General features: G+C 75.5%; 17 protein-coding genes and 1 tRNA gene. 17 read left to right on the plus strand and 1 reads right to left on the minus strand.

The window, feature by feature from the left end; all coding sequences use genetic code 11:
• The first annotated feature begins 173 nt into the window (after positions 1–173).
• Genes JN535_RS13805 through JN535_RS13820 form a run of 4 tightly spaced genes read left to right on the plus strand, consistent with a single transcriptional unit; the run spans position 174 to position 6,555 of the window.
• Positions 174–3,677: an Rne/Rng family ribonuclease gene (locus JN535_RS13805; RefSeq protein ID WP_205206122.1), complete on the plus strand. Its 3,504-nt coding sequence runs from the start codon at positions 174–176 to the stop codon at positions 3,675–3,677.
• Entirely contained in the window at positions 3,674–4,285 is a 612-nt protein-coding gene (locus JN535_RS13810; RefSeq protein ID WP_205206123.1) for a GNAT family N-acetyltransferase, read from the plus strand. The genes JN535_RS13805 and JN535_RS13810 overlap by 4 nt, the downstream gene beginning before the upstream one ends.
• A gap of 52 nt (positions 4,286–4,337) precedes the next feature.
• On the plus strand, positions 4,338–5,810 hold the full coding sequence (locus tag JN535_RS20875; RefSeq protein WP_240201148.1) for a 5'-nucleotidase: 1,473 nt from the start codon (positions 4,338–4,340) through the stop codon (positions 5,808–5,810).
• A 55-nt stretch (positions 5,811–5,865) separates the two neighbouring features.
• Positions 5,866–6,555, plus strand: a complete 690-nt coding sequence (locus JN535_RS13820; protein WP_205206124.1) for a thymidine kinase — start codon at positions 5,866–5,868, stop codon at positions 6,553–6,555.
• Here JN535_RS13820 and JN535_RS13825 read toward each other — a convergent pair.
• Entirely contained in the window at positions 6,495–7,139 is a 645-nt protein-coding gene (locus JN535_RS13825) for a protein-L-isoaspartate O-methyltransferase family protein (RefSeq protein WP_205206125.1), read from the minus strand. The genes JN535_RS13820 and JN535_RS13825 overlap by 61 nt on opposite strands.
• A gap of 196 nt (positions 7,140–7,335) precedes the next feature.
• Here JN535_RS13825 and JN535_RS13830 point away from each other — a divergent pair, with 196 nt between their 5' ends.
• The 13 genes from JN535_RS13830 to JN535_RS13890 all read left to right on the plus strand — a co-directional run bounded on the left by JN535_RS13830 (position 7,336) and on the right by JN535_RS13890 (position 16,483).
• A complete protein-coding gene (locus tag JN535_RS13830; RefSeq protein ID WP_205206126.1) occupies positions 7,336–7,542 on the plus strand; it encodes a dodecin family protein in 207 nt (68 codons plus the stop codon).
• A 227-nt stretch (positions 7,543–7,769) separates the two neighbouring features.
• Positions 7,770–8,090, plus strand: coding sequence for a 50S ribosomal protein L21 (gene rplU, locus JN535_RS13835; protein WP_047234734.1), 321 nt, complete (start codon positions 7,770–7,772; stop codon positions 8,088–8,090).
• 86 nt (positions 8,091–8,176) lie between these two features.
• Positions 8,177–8,434: a 50S ribosomal protein L27 gene (rpmA, locus tag JN535_RS13840; protein ID WP_047234735.1), complete on the plus strand. Its 258-nt coding sequence runs from the start codon at positions 8,177–8,179 to the stop codon at positions 8,432–8,434.
• Between the two features lie 93 nt (positions 8,435–8,527).
• Complete coding sequence (gene obgE, locus JN535_RS13845; RefSeq protein ID WP_205206127.1) at positions 8,528–10,048, plus strand: GTPase ObgE; 1,521 nt, start codon at positions 8,528–8,530, stop codon at positions 10,046–10,048.
• A 138-nt stretch (positions 10,049–10,186) separates the two neighbouring features.
• Entirely contained in the window at positions 10,187–11,314 is a 1,128-nt protein-coding gene (gene proB / locus JN535_RS13850) for a glutamate 5-kinase (protein WP_205206242.1), read from the plus strand.
• A 53-nt stretch (positions 11,315–11,367) separates the two neighbouring features.
• Positions 11,368–12,714 carry a glutamate-5-semialdehyde dehydrogenase gene (locus tag JN535_RS13855; RefSeq protein ID WP_205206128.1) on the plus strand — a complete coding sequence of 449 codons (1,347 nt, stop codon included), beginning with the start codon at positions 11,368–11,370 and terminating at the stop codon, positions 12,712–12,714.
• A 191-nt stretch (positions 12,715–12,905) separates the two neighbouring features.
• A complete protein-coding gene (locus tag JN535_RS13860; RefSeq protein ID WP_021483496.1) occupies positions 12,906–13,061 on the plus strand; it encodes a hypothetical protein in 156 nt (51 codons plus the stop codon).
• A 43-nt stretch (positions 13,062–13,104) separates the two neighbouring features.
• Positions 13,105–13,710 carry a nicotinate-nucleotide adenylyltransferase gene (nadD, locus tag JN535_RS13865; RefSeq protein WP_205206129.1) on the plus strand — a complete coding sequence of 202 codons (606 nt, stop codon included), beginning with the start codon at positions 13,105–13,107 and terminating at the stop codon, positions 13,708–13,710.
• Positions 13,703–14,800, plus strand: coding sequence for a hypothetical protein (locus JN535_RS13870; protein ID WP_205206258.1), 1,098 nt, complete (start codon positions 13,703–13,705; stop codon positions 14,798–14,800). The genes nadD and JN535_RS13870 overlap by 8 nt, the downstream gene beginning before the upstream one ends.
• 25 nt (positions 14,801–14,825) lie before the next feature.
• Positions 14,826–15,263, plus strand: coding sequence for a ribosome silencing factor (rsfS, locus tag JN535_RS13875; protein WP_205206130.1), 438 nt, complete (start codon positions 14,826–14,828; stop codon positions 15,261–15,263).
• Positions 15,260–15,940 carry a histidine phosphatase family protein gene (locus JN535_RS13880; RefSeq protein WP_205206131.1) on the plus strand — a complete coding sequence of 227 codons (681 nt, stop codon included), beginning with the start codon at positions 15,260–15,262 and terminating at the stop codon, positions 15,938–15,940. The genes rsfS and JN535_RS13880 overlap by 4 nt, the downstream gene beginning before the upstream one ends.
• Positions 15,941–16,019: 79 nt before the next feature.
• Positions 16,020–16,092 (plus strand) — tRNA-Ala (locus JN535_RS13885).
• A 199-nt stretch (positions 16,093–16,291) separates the two neighbouring features.
• A complete protein-coding gene (locus JN535_RS13890; RefSeq protein ID WP_205206132.1) occupies positions 16,292–16,483 on the plus strand; it encodes a hypothetical protein in 192 nt (63 codons plus the stop codon).
• The last annotated feature ends 2 nt before the right edge of the window (positions 16,484–16,485 follow it).

The raw sequence follows: 16,485 nt of genomic DNA on the forward strand, positions 1-16,485 counted from the left end.
CGGGGCGAAGGGCCCGGTGGCAGGCGCCCGTGCCGCGCACGCGGACCGCGGCCGTGGCCGACGACTTCCGTCGCCGGACGACGCGCTCCGGTGCGCTCGTCCCGAGCGACGACCGACCGCCCCGAGGGGCCGCACGGTGCGGGGCGGTCCCTGTGGCAGCAGGAGCACGACGCGTGACGCTCGACAGCACCTCCGACAGCACCCCCTCAGAGTCGACGGCGGACACCGCCTCAGCTCAGGACCGGGCCGAGAGCCCGACCGCCTCCGGGCGCAAGCCCGCCCGTCGCCGCGCGACGCGCAGCGCGGCACCGCCCCAGGCGCCGTCCGCCCCGGCCGGGGGCGGGGCAGTCCCCGCCGACGAGCCTGCGGGGCCCGCCGACCCGGCTCCGGCCGCCGACGCGATCACCGGCCCCGACACGGCCGAGAAGAAGCCCGCGCGCCGCTCGCGCCGCGCGACCCGGACCGCGTCCGGACCTGTCGAGCCTGCCGGTGCCGAGGTCCCCGCCGCGACGGTCGCCGATGCCGCGGCGCCGCCGGCCGACGCTCCCGTAGTCGCCGATGCCGCCGATGCCGCGACGGGTCCCGGCGTCGGGACGGCGCCGGAGGCGACCGCGCCCAAGAGTCGCGCGCGTACCGCGCGCCGCGTCCAGGGCGGCGCCAAGAAGGCCGCCGCCGCTCCTGCCGACGCCCCGCTCGACGTGCTCTCCGAGTTCGGGCTGAGCGCGCCGCCCGTCGCGGAGCAGGCGGCACCCGCCGCGGCGCCGGACGCCGACGCCCTGCTGGGGACCGCCGACGCGCCGCGGAAGACCAAGCGCACCCGGTCGACCCGCAAGGAGACGCCGGCCGTCGAGGTCCCCGCTGCCGAGGCTCCGGCGGCGGAGGTCCCCGTCGAGCCCGCGACCGAGGCCCCGGCGGAGAAGAAGCCTGCGCGCCGCTCGCGCCGCGCGACGGCCGCTTCGGGCGCCCCCGCTGCTGAGGCTCCGGCCGCGACGCCCGACGTCGCGGCGCCCGACGAGGCGACCGCGACCGCCGAGGCGGAGCCGTCGGCACCGGCCGAGGCCGCCACGAAGCCCGCGCGCCGCTCGCGCCGCGCGACCTCGAAGGCCGCGCCCGCCGAGGTCGCACCCGCAGGGGCCGCTCCCGAGGCGCAGCAGCCGGCCGAGGCGCCGTCGAACGAGGCGGCCGCGACGTCCGTCGCGCCGGAGGCTCCGGTCTCGCCCGCCGCGACCGGCGCGGGTACGAGCACGCCGCGCCTCGCGACGACCGCACTGCTCTTCCAGGCGCCCGACCCCGCAGCCGCGCCGCGCCGGCCGCGCCGGGCGCAGAGCCCGGCCGGACCGCCGCGCCACGTCGAGCCCGCGCCCGTCGCTGCCGAGCAGGCTGCGCCCGAGCCGCGCGAGCGCACCGCGAGGAAGAAGGCGCCGAGCGCCCCGACCGAGCCCGAGCGCACGCAGGACGCGACGGTCGAGGTCGCGCTGACGGGCGAGGACGCCGCCGCCGTCGAGGAGATCGAGGCCATCGAGTCGGAGCTCGTCGCCGAGGGGATCGAGCTGCCCGACGACGCGTTCGGTCCGGAGGACTTCGCCGACCCGGACGAGGACGAGGCCGAGTCCGGCGAGGAGCACGCCGCGCCCGAGGACGCCGAGTCGGGTCCCCGCCGTCGCCGTCGCCGTGGTGGCCGTGGCCGCCGCGGACGTCCGGACCCCGTCCGTGACCAGGACGAGAACGACGAGACGAAGCCCGAGATCGACGAGTCGTCCGACGCGGACGTGACCGCCGAGGGCGACGAGGCGGAGCACGAGCCCGCGGACACCGAGCCCGGCGAGGACGAGGCGGGCGGCAGTCGCCGCCGTCGTCGCCGCCGTCGCGGTGGGCGGGGCGAGAGCGGCGAGACCTCGTCGACGCGCTCGCGTCCGCGCGAGCGCAGCCTGGCCGACGAGGTCACGGCGCTCAAGGGGTCGACGCGCCTCGAGGCGAAGCGTCAGCGTCGCCGCGAGGGCCGTGACGCGGGTCGTCGTCGCCAGATCATCACCGAGGCGGAGTTCCTCGCGCGCCGCGAGTCGGTCGAGCGGTCGATGGTCGTGCGCGAGCGCGCGGGCCGCACGCAGATCGCCGTGCTCGAGGACGGCGTGCTCGTCGAGCACTACGTCTCCCAGCAGTCGCAGGCGTCCATGGCGGGCAACGTCTACCTGGGCCGGGTCCAGAACGTGCTGCCGAGCATGGAGGCCGCCTTCATCGATGTCGGCAAGGGCCGCAACGCCGTGCTGTACGCGGGCGAGGTCAACTGGGACGCGGCCGGGCTCGAGGGCCAGCCGCGTCGCATCGAGCAGGCGCTCAAGTCGGGCGACTCCGTGCTCGTGCAGGTGACCAAGGACCCGATCGGGCACAAGGGCGCGCGCCTCACGTCGCAGATCACGCTCGCGGGCCGTTACCTCGTGTTCGTGCCGGGCGGCGGCATGACGGGCATCAGCCGCAAGCTGCCGGACACGGAGCGCAACCGCCTGAAGAAGATCCTCAAGGAGGTCGTGCCCGACGGCGCGGGCGTCATCGTGCGCACCGCCGCCGAGGGCGCGAGCGAGGAGGAGCTGCGCGCCGACGTCGAGCGGCTGCGTGGCCAGTGGGAGGCCATCGAGAAGAAGTCGAAGAGCGCGTCGGCGCCGGCGCTGCTCCAGGGTGAGCCCGACCTCGCGATCCGCGTGGTCCGCGACATCTTCAACGACGACTTCAGCTCGCTCGTCGTCGAGGGCGACGGGGCGTGGAGCGAGATCTCCTCGTACGTCGAGGAGCTCGCCCCCGACCTGCGCGAGCGCGTCTCGAAGTGGACGGGCGCGCAGGACGTCTTCACCGTGCACCGCGTCGACGAGCAGCTCGCGAAGGGCATGGACCGCAAGGTCTGGCTGCCCTCGGGCGGGTCGCTCGTCATCGACCGCACCGAGGCGATGACCGTCGTCGACGTCAACACGGGCAAGTTCACCGGCTCGGGCGGCACGCTCGAGGAGACGGTGACGCGCAACAACCTCGAGGCGGCCGAGGAGATCGTCCGTCAGCTCCGGCTGCGCGACATCGGCGGCATCATCGTCATCGACTTCATCGACATGGTGCTCGAGTCCAACCGCGACCTCGTGCTGCGTCGCCTCGTCGAGTGCCTGGGCCGCGACCGGACCAAGCACCAGGTCGCCGAGGTCACGTCGCTCGGGCTCGTGCAGATGACGCGCAAGCGCGTCGGCCAGGGCCTGGTCGAGGCGTTCAGCGAGACGTGCGAGCACTGCCACGGGCGCGGCTTCATCGTGCACACCGACCCGATCGAGAAGTCGGGCGGCAACGGGCGCGGGGGCCACGACCACGGCGGCAACGGTGGCAGCGGCACGCCCGCCGCCGAGGAGCCGGCCGAGACCGGCCGCGCGCGGTCGCGCCGCAAGCGCGGCTCGGGCGCCGCCGCGACCAAGGAGACCGCGATCACGCTCCCGCAGCCGGCCGTCCCGGTCCTGCCGGAGGTCACGTCCGAGGCGCGCGCGGCCGTGAAGGCCACGCTCGCGACGATCGCCGCGGCCGCGGCGCACGCCCACGAGCACGAGCACGAGCACGAGCACGAGCACGGGCACGGGCACGAGCACGACGGCGCGGGCTCCGCGCCGGTCTCCGGCGACGACGCTCCCGCGGAGCCCGGCGAGGAATGACCGAGACCGCATCCGGCGGCGTGCCCGTGTACGCCGCCGGGCTGCGTGCGCACCTGCGCGGGTGGCGCGCGGACGACCTCGCGGCGTACCGGGAATGGCTGCGCCCGGAGCACGAGTGGCACCGGTGGGACGGCCCGTACTACCCCGTGCCCGACGACGCCGCGTCCGACGCGGCGGTGGCGCGCCTCGCGCGGGCGGCGGCCGCGCAGGCCGCCCGCCCGGACGGCCTGGACGACGACGGCCTCCCGCCGCGCCGCGTCGTCGTCGCGGACGAGGAGGACCGGCTCGTCGGGACGTGCTCCTGGTACTGGGAGTCCGCCGAGACGCAGTGGGCGCGGGTCGGGATCGGGCTGTACGACCCCGCGGTGCGTGGACGCGGGCTGGGCCGCGACGCGCTCGGCGCGTGGATCGGCTACCTGTTCTCGGTGACCGACTGGGTCCGTCTCGACCTCGCGACCTGGTCCGGGAACGCCGCGATGCTCGGTGCCGGGCGAGCCCTCGGGCTCGTCGAGGAGGGGCGGTTCCGCGACGCCCGCGTGGTGGACGGCGTGCGGTACGACGCCGTCGTCCTGGGTGTGCTGCGCCGCGAGTGGGCGGCTCGGGCCTGACCGGTCCTCCGGCGTCTTCGTCCACGTCATCCGCACCTGGCATCATGCCGCCATGGGTTACGACCTCTCGGGCCGCCTCGTCGTCGGCGTCGCCTCGTCCGCACTGTTCGACCTCACCGAGTCCGACCGCGTGTTCCGCACGCAGGGGGAGGCGGCGTACCGCGACTTCCAGGAGCGCCATCGTGACGACGCGCTGGCCCCGGGGGTCGCGTTCGGGTTCGTGCGCCGGCTGCTCGCGCTGAACGACCTCGCGCCGTCGGCGGACGACCCGCTCGTCGAGGTCATCGTCATGTCGCGCAACTCGCCCGAGACGGGCCTGCGGGTCATGCGCTCGATCCGGCACCACGACCTCGACATCACGCGTGCCGTCTTCCGCCAGGGCCGCAGCCCGCACGAGTTCATCCGCCCGCTGCACGTGGACCTGTTCCTCTCCGCCGACGAGCGGTCCGTGCGCGACGCGGTGGAGCTGGGCCTCCCCGCCGGGTACGTGCTCGACCCGACGTTCGCGGACGAGGCCGGCGACGAGCTGCGCATCGCGTTCGACTTCGACGGCGTGCTCGCGGACGACTCGTCCGAGCGCCGCTTCCAGGACGGCGGGCTCGCGTCGTTCCGGGAGCACGAGGCGCTCAACGCCGACGTGCCGCTCGGGCGCGGCCCGCTGCGCGAGCTGCTCGTCGGCATCCACCGGGTGCAGGTCGTCGAGCGGGAGCGGCACGCGGCCGACCCGTCGTACCGGCCGCGCGTGCACGTCTCGCTGGTCACCGCGCGCTCGGCCCCGGCGCACGAGCGCGCCGTCGCGACGCTGTCGTCGTGGGGCGTCACCGTCGACGACGCGTTCTTCCTCGGCGGCGTGGACAAGGACGGCGTCCTCGAGGTGCTGCGACCGCACATCTTCTTCGACGACCAGCGCGCCGTCGTGGAGGCGACCCGCCGCGTCGCCCCGTCGGTCCACGTGCCCTACGGCGAGCTCAACCGGGGCGTCCTGCCTGCGGACCCCGCGCTCGACGCCCGGCGCCCGCGTCCGGCCGACGCCGTGCCGCCCGCACCCGCACGACGCGAGGCGGCCACCCCGCCGGCACCGGCCGCGCCGGCCGCCGGGCGCGACGTCGAGGAGGAACCGGCGCCGGCGCGCGTCGACGAGGCCAGCCCTCGGGGGACCGGAACGCGCGAGCTCCCGCTCGTGCGCTCCGTGCCGGGCATCGGCGGTGCGGGCCTCGCCGGCCTCGCCGGGGCGTCGACGGTCGCGCCGACCGCGGAGCCGGCGGGTGAGGTCGAGCGCCCGGAGCAGACCGCCCCGGCCCCCGACGCTCCGCGGGACGGCTCGGCGGAGCCGGAGCCGGCGACGAGCGTGGAGCCGCCGGCACGTGCGGCGGACGAGGCGTCCGCGCCCGCCGGGACCACGCTCCTCAGCCGCAGGGACGCCGCACGTCCGGGCGCACCCGACCGCGTCTCGGTGCTCGGCCCGGCGGGGGAGCCGAAGCCGCTGCCCGTCCGCCCCTCGAACGGCTCGGCCCGGCACCACTGACGGGCGCACCGGTCCCGCGTCGCGCACCGCAGGGGTCCGGTGGTTCACTGCTCGCATGACCGGCGCCGCACGCCACCCGGACCCGTCGCTCCGTGCGCGCGGGCGCGTCGAGGTGGTGTGCGGCCCGATGTTCGCGGGCAAGACCGAGGAGCTGCTGCGTCGTGTGCGGCGGGCCGAGGTCGCGAGGCGGCGCGTCGAGGTGGTCGGGCACGTCCTCGACACGCGGCGCGGCGCGGGCACGGTGAGCTCGCACTCCGGTCTGGCGATCCCGTCGCGGACGGCACGCGACGCGGCGGACCTCGCGCGGCTGGTCCACGACGGCAGCCCGCTCGACCTGGTCGCGGTCGACGAGGCGCACTTCTTCGGGCCGGACCTCGTCGACGTCGTGCAGCGCCTCGCGGACGACGGGCTGGTGGTGGTGGTCGCTGGTCTCGACGTGACGTTCGACGCGCGGCCGTTCGAGCCCCTGCCGACGCTCGCGGCGCTCGCGGAGCGGGTCGACAAGCTCACCGCCGTGTGCGCGGTGTGCGGGCAGGATGCGGCGTTCCACGTGCGGGTGGTCGCGGAGGCGACGGCCGACGACGGGCGGCGGGACCCGCTGCTCCCGGTCGCCGCGCACGTCGGCGGCGCCGAGAGCTACGAGGCGCGGTGTCGCACCCACCTGCCCGTGGCGCCGTGGCGGGCTCAGCCGGGCGGCGTCCCCGGGGGGGCCGGCGGGTCCTCGACAAGCGGGACGAACGAGTAGGAGCCGTGCTCGCTCACCCGGGTGCCGCCCGGCGCGCCCGGGTCGGCCTCGACGAGCAGCATCGTGTGCCGGACGGGGACCACCATCCGGCCGCCCGGCGCGAGCTGGTCCACGAGGGCCTGGGGGAGCGCGTCGGCCGCCGCGGAGACGAGGACCCGGTCGTAGCGCTCGCCCGGGGTGCCCAGGACGCCGCGCCGCGCGGGCTCCAGGCGCGCCCAGGGCGCGCGCGCCGTCGCCAGGTTCGCGGCGCCCCACGCGGCGAGCTCGGGGTCGCGCTCGAGCCCGAGCACGCTGCCCGACGGCCCGACGAGCACGGCGAGCAGCGCCGTCGTCCACCCGGAACCGGCGCCGACGTCGAGGACCCGGTGGCCGGGGGCGACGTCGAGCAGCCGCAGCATCGCGGCGACGGTCGACGGCTGCGAGTTCGTCTGGCCGTGCCCGATGGCGAGCGGGCGGTCCTGACCGGCCCACCGGCGCTGCGCCCGGGGGAGGAACGCGCGACGGTCGACGGCGAGCATCGCGGCGGCGACGGCGTCGTCGTGCCCGCGACGGCGGCTGCCGTCGGGACGGCGTGCCGGGCGCATGCGACCACCTCCACCGCCAGCGTAGGCACGGCCGCGCGCCACCCGCCCTCCGTCGTCGCCGGTCGTCGGCGGTGCGACGCCCGGGCGACGGCGGGCACGACCGGACCCGTCCCGGTGGCGAGGGCGTGCGGGCGGCGGGATGCTCGACGGGTGCGCGGGCGCGTCGGTGCGCCCGCCCCGGACGGGGGAGCCCGGCATGAGCGGCACGGTGGCACGGATCACGCACATCAGCGCGCGGTCGGACACGAGCTTCGAGGACGCGGTGAGGATCGGCGTCGAGCGCGCGGCGAGCACGCTGCGCAACGTCTCGGGCGCGTGGGTCAAGGAGCAGAAGGTCGACATCGTCGACGGGCGCATCACGACCTGGCAGGTCGTGCTCGAGGTGACGTTCGTGCTCGAGTAGGTCCGTCCGACGGCGGGTCGCGGGGGTGGCTCGCTGCGCGCGGAGCACCCGCGCGCGGCGGCCCCCGCGCCATTTGACCTGCCCGCCCGAGTTCCGTAGTCTTGAACGTCGGCGCGCCCAGGCGCGCCGGTCCCGTGTGCCCACGGACGACTCGCACTCGCACGCCGCGGCGTGGTCGGAGTCTCCAAGACGAATTCGCCGTGACGAGCACGCCAAGACTAGGAGAGATGAGCAGCAACGTGGTGTACGCGATCGTCAAGGCCGGTGGCCGTCAGGAGAAGGTTTCCGTCGGCGACATCGTCGTGGTGGACCGGGTGTCCGCCAAGGTCGGTGAGTCCCTCGAGCTGCCCGCTCTCCTGCTGGTGGACGGGGAGAAGGTGACCACCGACGCGGCGAAGCTCGCGAAGGTCAAGGTCACCGCCGAGGTCGTGCGGGACGAGAAGGGTCCGAAGATCACGATCCTGCGGTACAAGAACAAGACCGGTTACCGCCGTCGTCAGGGTCACCGCCAGCAGCTGACCCGCCTCAAGGTCACCGGCATCAAGTGACCTCGCCCGGCGTGAGGTAGCGGCCACGGGCCGCCCCGCGCCGACCGGCACCTTCCCTCAGCAACCAGCACGAAAGCAGGTTCGTCATGGCACACAAGAAGGGCGCGAGCTCCTCGCGCAACGGTCGCGACTCGAACGCCCAGCGCCTCGGCGTCAAGCGCTTCGGCGGTCAGGTCGTCAAGTCGGGCGAGATCATCGTCCGCCAGCGCGGCACGCACTTCCACCCCGGTGAGAACGTCGGCCGCGGCAAGGACGACACGCTGTTCGCCCTGGCCGCCGGTGCGGTCCAGTTCGGCACGCGTCGTGGCCGCAAGGTCATCGACATCGTCGCCGTCGAGGGCTGAGCGACAGCCACAGGCTTCGAGCAGGAGGGGCGCACCGACGCGGTGCGCCCCTCCTGCTGTTTCTCGCACACCCACCTCTGAGAGGATCGTCCCATGGCCAGCTTCGTCGACCGTGTCGTCCTGCACGTCTCCGGCGGCAACGGCGGGAACGGGTGCGCCTCGGTCCGTCGCGAGAAGTTCAAGCCCCTCGCCGGCCCCGACGGCGGCAACGGCGGTGACGGCGGCACCGTGAGGCTCGTGGTCGACGCGCAGACCACGACGCTGCTGGAGTACCACCACTCGCCGCACCGGCACGCGACGTCGGGCACCCAGGGCATGGGCGACGACCGCGACGGCGCGAACGGCGAGGACCTGGTCCTGCGCGTGCCCGACGGCACGGTCGTCAAGACGACGGACGGCACGGTCCTCGCGGACCTCGTGGGTGAGGGCGCGGAGTACGTCGTCGCCGAGGGCGGCCGCGGCGGCCTCGGCAACGCCGCGCTCTCGTCGCCGCGGCGCAAGGCCCCGGGCTTCGCGCTGCTGGGCGAGCCGGGCGAGGAGCGGGACGTCGTCCTCGAGCTGAAGACCATCGCCGACGTCGCGCTCGTCGGGTACCCGAGCGCGGGCAAGTCCTCGCTCGTCGCGGCGATCTCGGCCGCGCGGCCCAAGATCGCCGACTACCCGTTCACGACGCTCGTGCCGAACCTCGGCGTCGTGCAGGCGGGCTCGGCGCGGTACACCGTCGCGGACGTGCCCGGCCTCATCCCGGGTGCGAGCGAGGGCAAGGGCCTCGGGCTCGAGTTCCTCCGCCACATCGAGCGCACCGCCGTCATCGTGCACGTCCTCGACTGCGCGACGCTCGAGCCCGGCCGGGACCCGATCAGCGACCTCGACGTCATCGAGGCGGAGCTCGCCGCCTACGCCCAGGACCTCGACATCGAGGGCGGACGCGTGCCGCTCACCGAGCGCCCGCGCCTCGTCGTCCTCAACAAGATCGACGTGCCGGAGGCGCGCGAGCTCGCCGACCTCGTCAAGCCCGACCTCGAGGCGCGCGGTCTGCGCGTGTTCGAGATCTCGACGGCCAGCCACGAGGGCCTGCGCCCGCTGACCTACGCGCTCGCGGAGCTCGTCGAGAAGGCGCGCGCCGAGGCTCCCGCGCCCGAGCCGACGCGCGTCGTGCTGCGGCCCCGTGCCGTCGACGAGGCGGGGTTCACCGTCACGCGCAAGGGCGGGGCCACGGACCACTGGTTCGAGGTGCGCGGGGCCAAGCCCGAGCGCTGGGTGCGCCAGACCGACTTCGCGAACGACGAGGCCGTCGGGTACCTCGCGGACCGTCTCGCCCGCCTGGGCGTCGAGGAGAAGCTGTTCGAGGCGGGGGCCGTCGCCGGCGACGAGGTGCGCATCGGCAGCGACGTGAACGCCGTCGTCTTCGACTGGGAGCCGACGCTCATGACCGGCTCCGAGCTGCTCGGCGGCCCGCGCGGCTCCGACAACCGCCTCGAGGAGCGCCTGCGCCCCACGCGCTCGGAGAAGCGGCGGGAGCACCACGAGCGCATGGACGCCAAGGCCGAGGCGCGCCGCGAGCTGTGGACCGAGCGCGAGGCCGGCACGTGGACGGACCCCGACGCGGACTGACTGCGCGGATCGTCGGTGGGGCCCGGTTCCTGTCAGGGACCAGGCCCCGCCGTGCCCGCCGACGGGCAGGGGCGTCCTGGTCCGTGAAATCCTGCGCGCCCGGGACGGGCGGGCGGCGATGATGGACGCGTGAACGCGCTGTCCTCCCGCTCCGAGATCGCCTCTGCCCGCCGCGTGGTGGTGAAGATCGGCTCGTCCTCGCTCACGGGCCCGGACGGGCACCTCGACCTCGCCGCCCTGCGCGCGCTCGTGGACGTCCTCGCGGCGCGACGCGCGGCGGGCGGACAGGTCGTGCTCGTCACGTCCGGTGCGATCGCCGCGGGGATCGGGCCCCTGGGGCTCGCGAGCCGGCCGCGCGACCTCGCGACGGCGCAGGCGACCGCCTCGGTCGGGCAGGGCATGCTCGTCGCCCGCTACACGGAGGCGTTCGCGGGGCACGGGCTGCGCGTCGGGCAGGTGCTGCTCACCGCGGAGGACACCGTGCGCCGCGGGCACTACCGCAACGCCCAGCGCTCGCTCGAGCGCCTGCTCGACCTCGGCGTCGTGCCGATCGTCAACGAGAACGACGCCGTCGCGACCGACGAGATCCGGTTCGGCGACAACGACCGCCTCGCCGCGCTCGTCTCCCACCTCGTGCGCGCCGACGCGATGGTGCTGCTCACCGACGTCGACGGCCTGTACGACGGCCCGCCGTCGCGCCCGGGCACGCGCCGGATCGCCGAGGTGCGCTCGGCGGCCGACATCGAGGGGGTCGAGGTCACGGGCCGGGGGAGCGCGGTCGGGACGGGCGGCATGCTCACCAAGCTCGAGTCCGTCTCCATCGCGACCGGGACGGGCATCCCGGTCGTGCTGACCCAGGCGCAGAACGCCGCGGCCGCGCTCGCGGGCGAGGCCGTCGGGACCTGGTTCGCGGCGACCGGCAAGCGGACGACGCGCCGGCGGCTCTGGCTCGCGCACGCCGCGCGCACGCGCGGCCGGCTCGTCCTCGACGAGGGCGCGGTGAAGGCCGTGCAGGGCGGGCGCGCCTCGCTGCTGCCCGCCGGGGTCACGGCGGTCGAGGGGGAGTTCGACGCCGGGGACCCGGTCGAGCTCGTGACGTCGGACGGGCGCGTGGTCGCCCGCGGGCTGGTCGCGTTCGAGTCCCGCGACATCCCCGACCTCCTCGGCCGGTCCACCACCGAGCTGCGGGCGGAGCTGGGCGAGGGCTACGACCGCGAGGTCGTGCACCGCGACGACCTCGTCCTGGTCCGCAAGCGGGTCCGCTGACCGGCCGCCGGACGGCGCCCCCGGCGCGGGGTCGTCCGACGTAGGCTCGCTCCATGACCACCACCGAGGACGCGCCCGTCGTCGCGGGCGCCACCGAGCCCCAGCCCGCCGGTCCGGCCGCAGCCGGCACGGGTACCGACGTCGCGACCGCCGTCGAGGACGTCGCGCGCCGTGCCAAGGTCGCCTCGCGCACGCTGGCGACCGCCACGCGTGCGACCAAGGACGCCGCCCTCCGCGCGCTCGCCGACGCGCTCGTCGCGGCGACGGACGAGATCGTGGCCGCGAACGCCGTCGACCTCGAGCGCGAGCGCGCGAACGGCATGAGCGAGGGGCTGCTCGACCGGCTCGCGCTCGACGGCCCGCGCATCTCCGCGATCGCCGCCGCGCTGCGCGACCTCGCGGGGCTGCCGGACCCGGTGGGGGAGGTCGTGCGCGGCTCGACGCTGCCGAACGGGCTGCGCCTGCGCCAGCTGCGCGTGCCCATGGGCGTCGTCGGCATGATCTACGAGGCGCGGCCCAACGTCACGGTCGACGCCGCGGGGCTCGCGCTGAAGAGCGGCAACGCCGTGATCCTGCGCGGCGGGTCCGCGGCGGCGAGCTCGAACGAGGTGATCGTGGGCGTGCTCGCGCGCGCGCTCGAGGCGCAGGGCCTGCCCGGCGACCTCGTGCAGTCGATCGACCGGTACGGGCGGCCGGGCGCCGTCGCGCTCATGCACGCGCGCGGGCTCGTGGACGTGCTGGTGCCGCGCGGAGGGGCCGACCTCATCCGCACCGTGGTCCGCGAGTCGACCGTCCCCGTCATCGAGACGGGGGTCGGCAACGTCCACGTGTACGTCGACGCGAGCGCGGACCGGGCCATGGCGCTCGAGATCCTGCTCAACGCCAAGACGCAGCGCGTGGGCGTGTGCAACGCCGCGGAGACGCTCCTGGTCCACGCGGACGCCGCACCGGACTTCCTGCCCGCCGCCCTCGCCGCGCTCACCGCGGCCGGCGTCGTGGTGCACGGCGACGACCGCACGGCCGACCTCGCGCCCGAGGGCACGGAGGTGCTCGCGGCCACCGACGAGGACTGGGCGACCGAGTACCTCGCGCCCGAGATCGCGGTGCGCGTCGTCGACGACCTCGACGCCGCGATCGAGCACGTGCGCACATGGACGTCCGGGCACACCGAGGCGATCGTCACGCGCGACCTCGCCTCCTCGGAGCGGTTCGTCGCGGAGCTCGACTCGGCCGCGATCATGGTCAACGCCTCGACGCGGTTCACGGACGGCGGCCAGTTCGGCCTCGGCGCGGAGATCGGCATCTCGACGCAGAAGCTCCACGCGCGCGGCCCCATGGGTCTCGCGGAGCTCACGACGACGAAGTGGGTCGTGCACGGCGACGGTCACGTCCGTCCGTGACCCGCGGTTCGTCGGCACGTACCTGGTACGTGCCGGACCAGGCCGCCGGGTGGTCGTGAGAGACTGGTCGGCGACCGGAGCCCGTCCGGTCCGCCGTCGGGCCGGTCCCGGCGGGCGTTCCGATCCACCGCACCACCCCGGACCGCGGCACGACGCCGACGATCCCGGGGACGACCTTCGAGGAGGACGTCGTGATCTCAGCCGTCGTGCTGGCCGCCGAGGAAGGCGCCGAGGCCGCGTCGCACCTGCCCATCCCGCCGCTCGCCTACGGGCTGCTGGGGTTCGGCGGGCTCGTGGCCCTGCTGCTCGTGACCTACGCGTTCCGCAGCGTCGGCACGCGGCACTGACCGGTAGCGAACGACGGAAGCGCCCGCGACCGATGACGCGCCGATGAGCCCGCGCCGTCCCCGCCTGGGGGTGATGGGTGGCACGTTCGACCCCATCCACCACGGCCACCTCGTCGCGGCGAGCGAGGCCGCGGCGCGGTTCGACCTCGACGAGGTCGTGTTCGTCCCCACGGGCAAGCCGTCGTTCAAGCAGCACCAGAACGTCAGCCCGGCCGAGCACCGGTACCTCATGACGGTCATCGCGACCGCCTCGAACCCGCGGTTCACGGTGAGCCGGGTCGACGTCGACCGGCCGGGACTGACCTTCACCGTCGACACGCTGCGCGACCTGCGGGCCGCACGTCCGGACGCGGAGCTGTTCTTCATCACGGGTGCGGACGCGATCGAGCAGATCCTGACCTGGAAGGATGCCGACGAGCTGTGGAAGATGGCACACTTCGTGGCTGTCTCCCGCCCGGGTCACCGCCTGAGCGTCGAGGGTCTGCCTCCGGGCGTGGTCACCACGCTCGAGGTCCCGGCCCTCGCCATCTCGTCGACGGACTGCCGTCGGCGTGCGGAGGCGGGCCAGCCGGTGTGGTACCTGGTTCCGGACGGCGTGGTCCAGTACATCGCCAAGCACGGTTTGTATCGAGGTCAGCACGATGAGTGACAACGGCAACATGCAGCCCGTCCGCCCTCTCACGCGGCGCGAGATACGCGAGCGCGAGCAGGCGGCCGCGGCCGAGCGGTCCGCGCAGCCCGGCACGCCTCCGGCCGCCCCGGCGCCGGGCGCCGGCGGGTGGCAGCAACCCGCCCCGTCGCGCCCGGCCGCGCCGGCGACCCCGCCCCCGTCGCGTCGCGCCCTGCGAGAGACGACGGGCCCGACCGACTACCCGTCGCAGCCCTCCGTCGTCCGCCCGCCGGCCGCCTCCGGCGGCATGCGCGGCCTCGACGAGACCGGCCGCCTCACCCCGGTGCAGGAGACCGCGGAGCGCGTCGCGATCCGCCCGCCGACCCCGACCCCCGTCGTGCCGACGCGCACGAGCGCTCGCCCCCCGGCGGGCGCTCCGCGGCCTGTCGCGCCGGGCGCCACCGGTCCCGTCCGGCCCCCGACGCCGTCCGCCCCCGTGGGCGGGTTCGGCTCCGCGCCGGTGGGCCGGGTCGGAGCGCCCGAGGCACCGCCCGCCCAGCCGCAACGGCTGTCGGCCTTCTCGGCTCCGGCGGCAGCACCTGCCGCGCCTCCCGCCACGCCGGCTCCCGCACCGGCCTCCTCGCCGTGGGGCGCGACCTCGGCGTCGGCGCCCGAGCGTACGCCGGCTGCCCCACGACCCGCGGCTCCGGCCGCGCCCGCCGAGGCTCCGGGGGCCGCGCTCCCGTGGTCGGCGATCACGTCCGGGTCGGCGCCCGAGCCGGCCAGCGCGGGCCGCGAGCCCGCCTCTCCCTTCGGCGGGGTGCGCGAGGCGTCGGCCGCGGCCCCCGCCGCCGCGAGCGGCCCGTCCGACGACCTCTTCCCGCGCGTGCGCGCCCGCGCCGACGAGCTCGACGACGAGGCGGACGACGACCTCGACGACGAGCCGCGCGGCCCGTCGTACATGTGGCTGCACTACCTCATCCTCGTCGCCGTCGCGTTCGTCCTCGGCCTGCTCGTGTGGACGCTCGTGTCCCGCGACGACCCCGGTGTCGCCACCGAGGACACGAGCGCGTCGGCGACCGCCGTGTCGACGTGGGACGACCCCGGCACCCTCGACACCGGCCGCTGAGCGGCCGCACCACGAACGGAGACACGTGACTGCCACCGAACGAGCCGTAGAGCTCGCCGTCATCGCGGCGCGGGCGGCGTCCGACCGCAAGGCCGAGGAGATCATCGCGCTCGACGTGAGCGAGCAGCTCGTCCTCACGGACGTGTTCCTCATCGCGTCCGGGTCGAGCGAACGCCAGGTCTCGGCGATCGTCGACGCGGTCGAGGAGGCGATGTACAAGGCGGGGTCCAAGCCGATCCGCCGCGAGGGCAAGCAGGAGGCGCGCTGGGTCCTGCTCGACTTCGGCGATGTCGTCGTGCACGTGCAGCACGCCGAGGATCGCGTCTACTACGCGCTCGAGCGGCTCTGGAAGGACTGCCCCGTCGTCGAGCTCCCCGAGGACGCCCGGGGCGGCGACGGCACCGCCGACGACACGGCCCGCGGCGACGGTGCCATCCGGCTCTCGGGGGAGCCCCTGGCGTGAGCGCCGGAACGCTCGTCCTCCTGCGCCACGGCCGGACGGCGTACAACGCCGCGATGCGCCTGCAGGGCCAGGTCGACATCCCGCTCGACGGCGTCGGGCAGTGGCAGGCCGAGCACGGCGCCAAGGCGCTCGCGAGCGCGCACCGCGCGACGCGCGTCGTCGCGTCCGACCTCGTGCGCGCCGCGGACACCGCGCGCGCGTACGCGGGCGCGATCGGCGCGGACGTCCTGCTCGACCCGCGGCTGCGCGAGCGCGGGTTCGGGGAGTGGGAGGGCCTGACGGGCACGGAGATCGCCGAGCGCTGGCCCGAGGAGTACGCGGCGTGGCGTCGGGGCGAGGAGCCCACGCGCGCAGGCGCCGAGACCAAGGCCGCCGTGGCCGCACGCCTCGTCGAGGCCGTCACCGAGCACGTCGAGTCCCTCGAGAAGGACGACACCCTCGTCGTCGTCTCTCACGGCGCCGCGATCACGCTCGCCGTCACCGCGCTGCTCGGGCTGGACCCGGAGGGCTGGCGCGGGATCTCCGGGCTGCACAACGTCCACTGGTCCCACCTGCACCGCTCCGCGCCCGCCGCGACGCCCGCGTGGCGCCTCGTGGCGCACAACGTGGGTGCCGGGTTCCCGCTCGACGAGTGGAACGCGGGACCGGATTGGAATCTGGAGCCGGTTTCTGCGTAGACTAGCGACGCTCCGCAGGACGGGAAACCGGCCGGGGGAGTGTTCATCCACTGTTTGACCAGGGTCTTCGCAGATCCACGGGGCTGTGGCGCAGCTGGTAGCGCACCTGCATGGCATGCAGGGGGTCAGGGGTTCGAGTCCCCTCAGCTCCACCGGATTGAAGCGGGGCGTCGTTCATCGGCGCCCCGCTTTCGTCGTCTTCACGCTCGCCTCGGAGGCGAGGGGCCCGGCTCGGTAGGGTCAGCCGTCCGGCTCGCGGCCGACACCGCGGAGCGGGGCGCTCCGAGCACCACGACGATCCGACGAGGACGGCCTTGTCCGGCTCTGCCGCACCCCGGGCTCGTCGACGTCGTGCTGCGGCTGGTCGCGGACGGCGTCCAGGTGGTCGTGCTCCGCCACGAACGCTCCTGGGTGTCGCGACCGACGGCCGCGGTACCGTCCGACGTCTTCGTCGTCGAGCGCAGCGGCTACGTGGGCCTGACCCGGGACGGGTCGGACGTGGAAAGGCTGGGCAGGAGGCTGTTCTCCGACCTCGTGCCGTGACG

Origin of the sequence: Cellulosimicrobium cellulans, assembly GCF_016921195.1 — a bacterium.
Taxonomy (GTDB): domain Bacteria; phylum Actinomycetota; class Actinomycetes; order Actinomycetales; family Cellulomonadaceae; genus Cellulosimicrobium; species Cellulosimicrobium cellulans_F.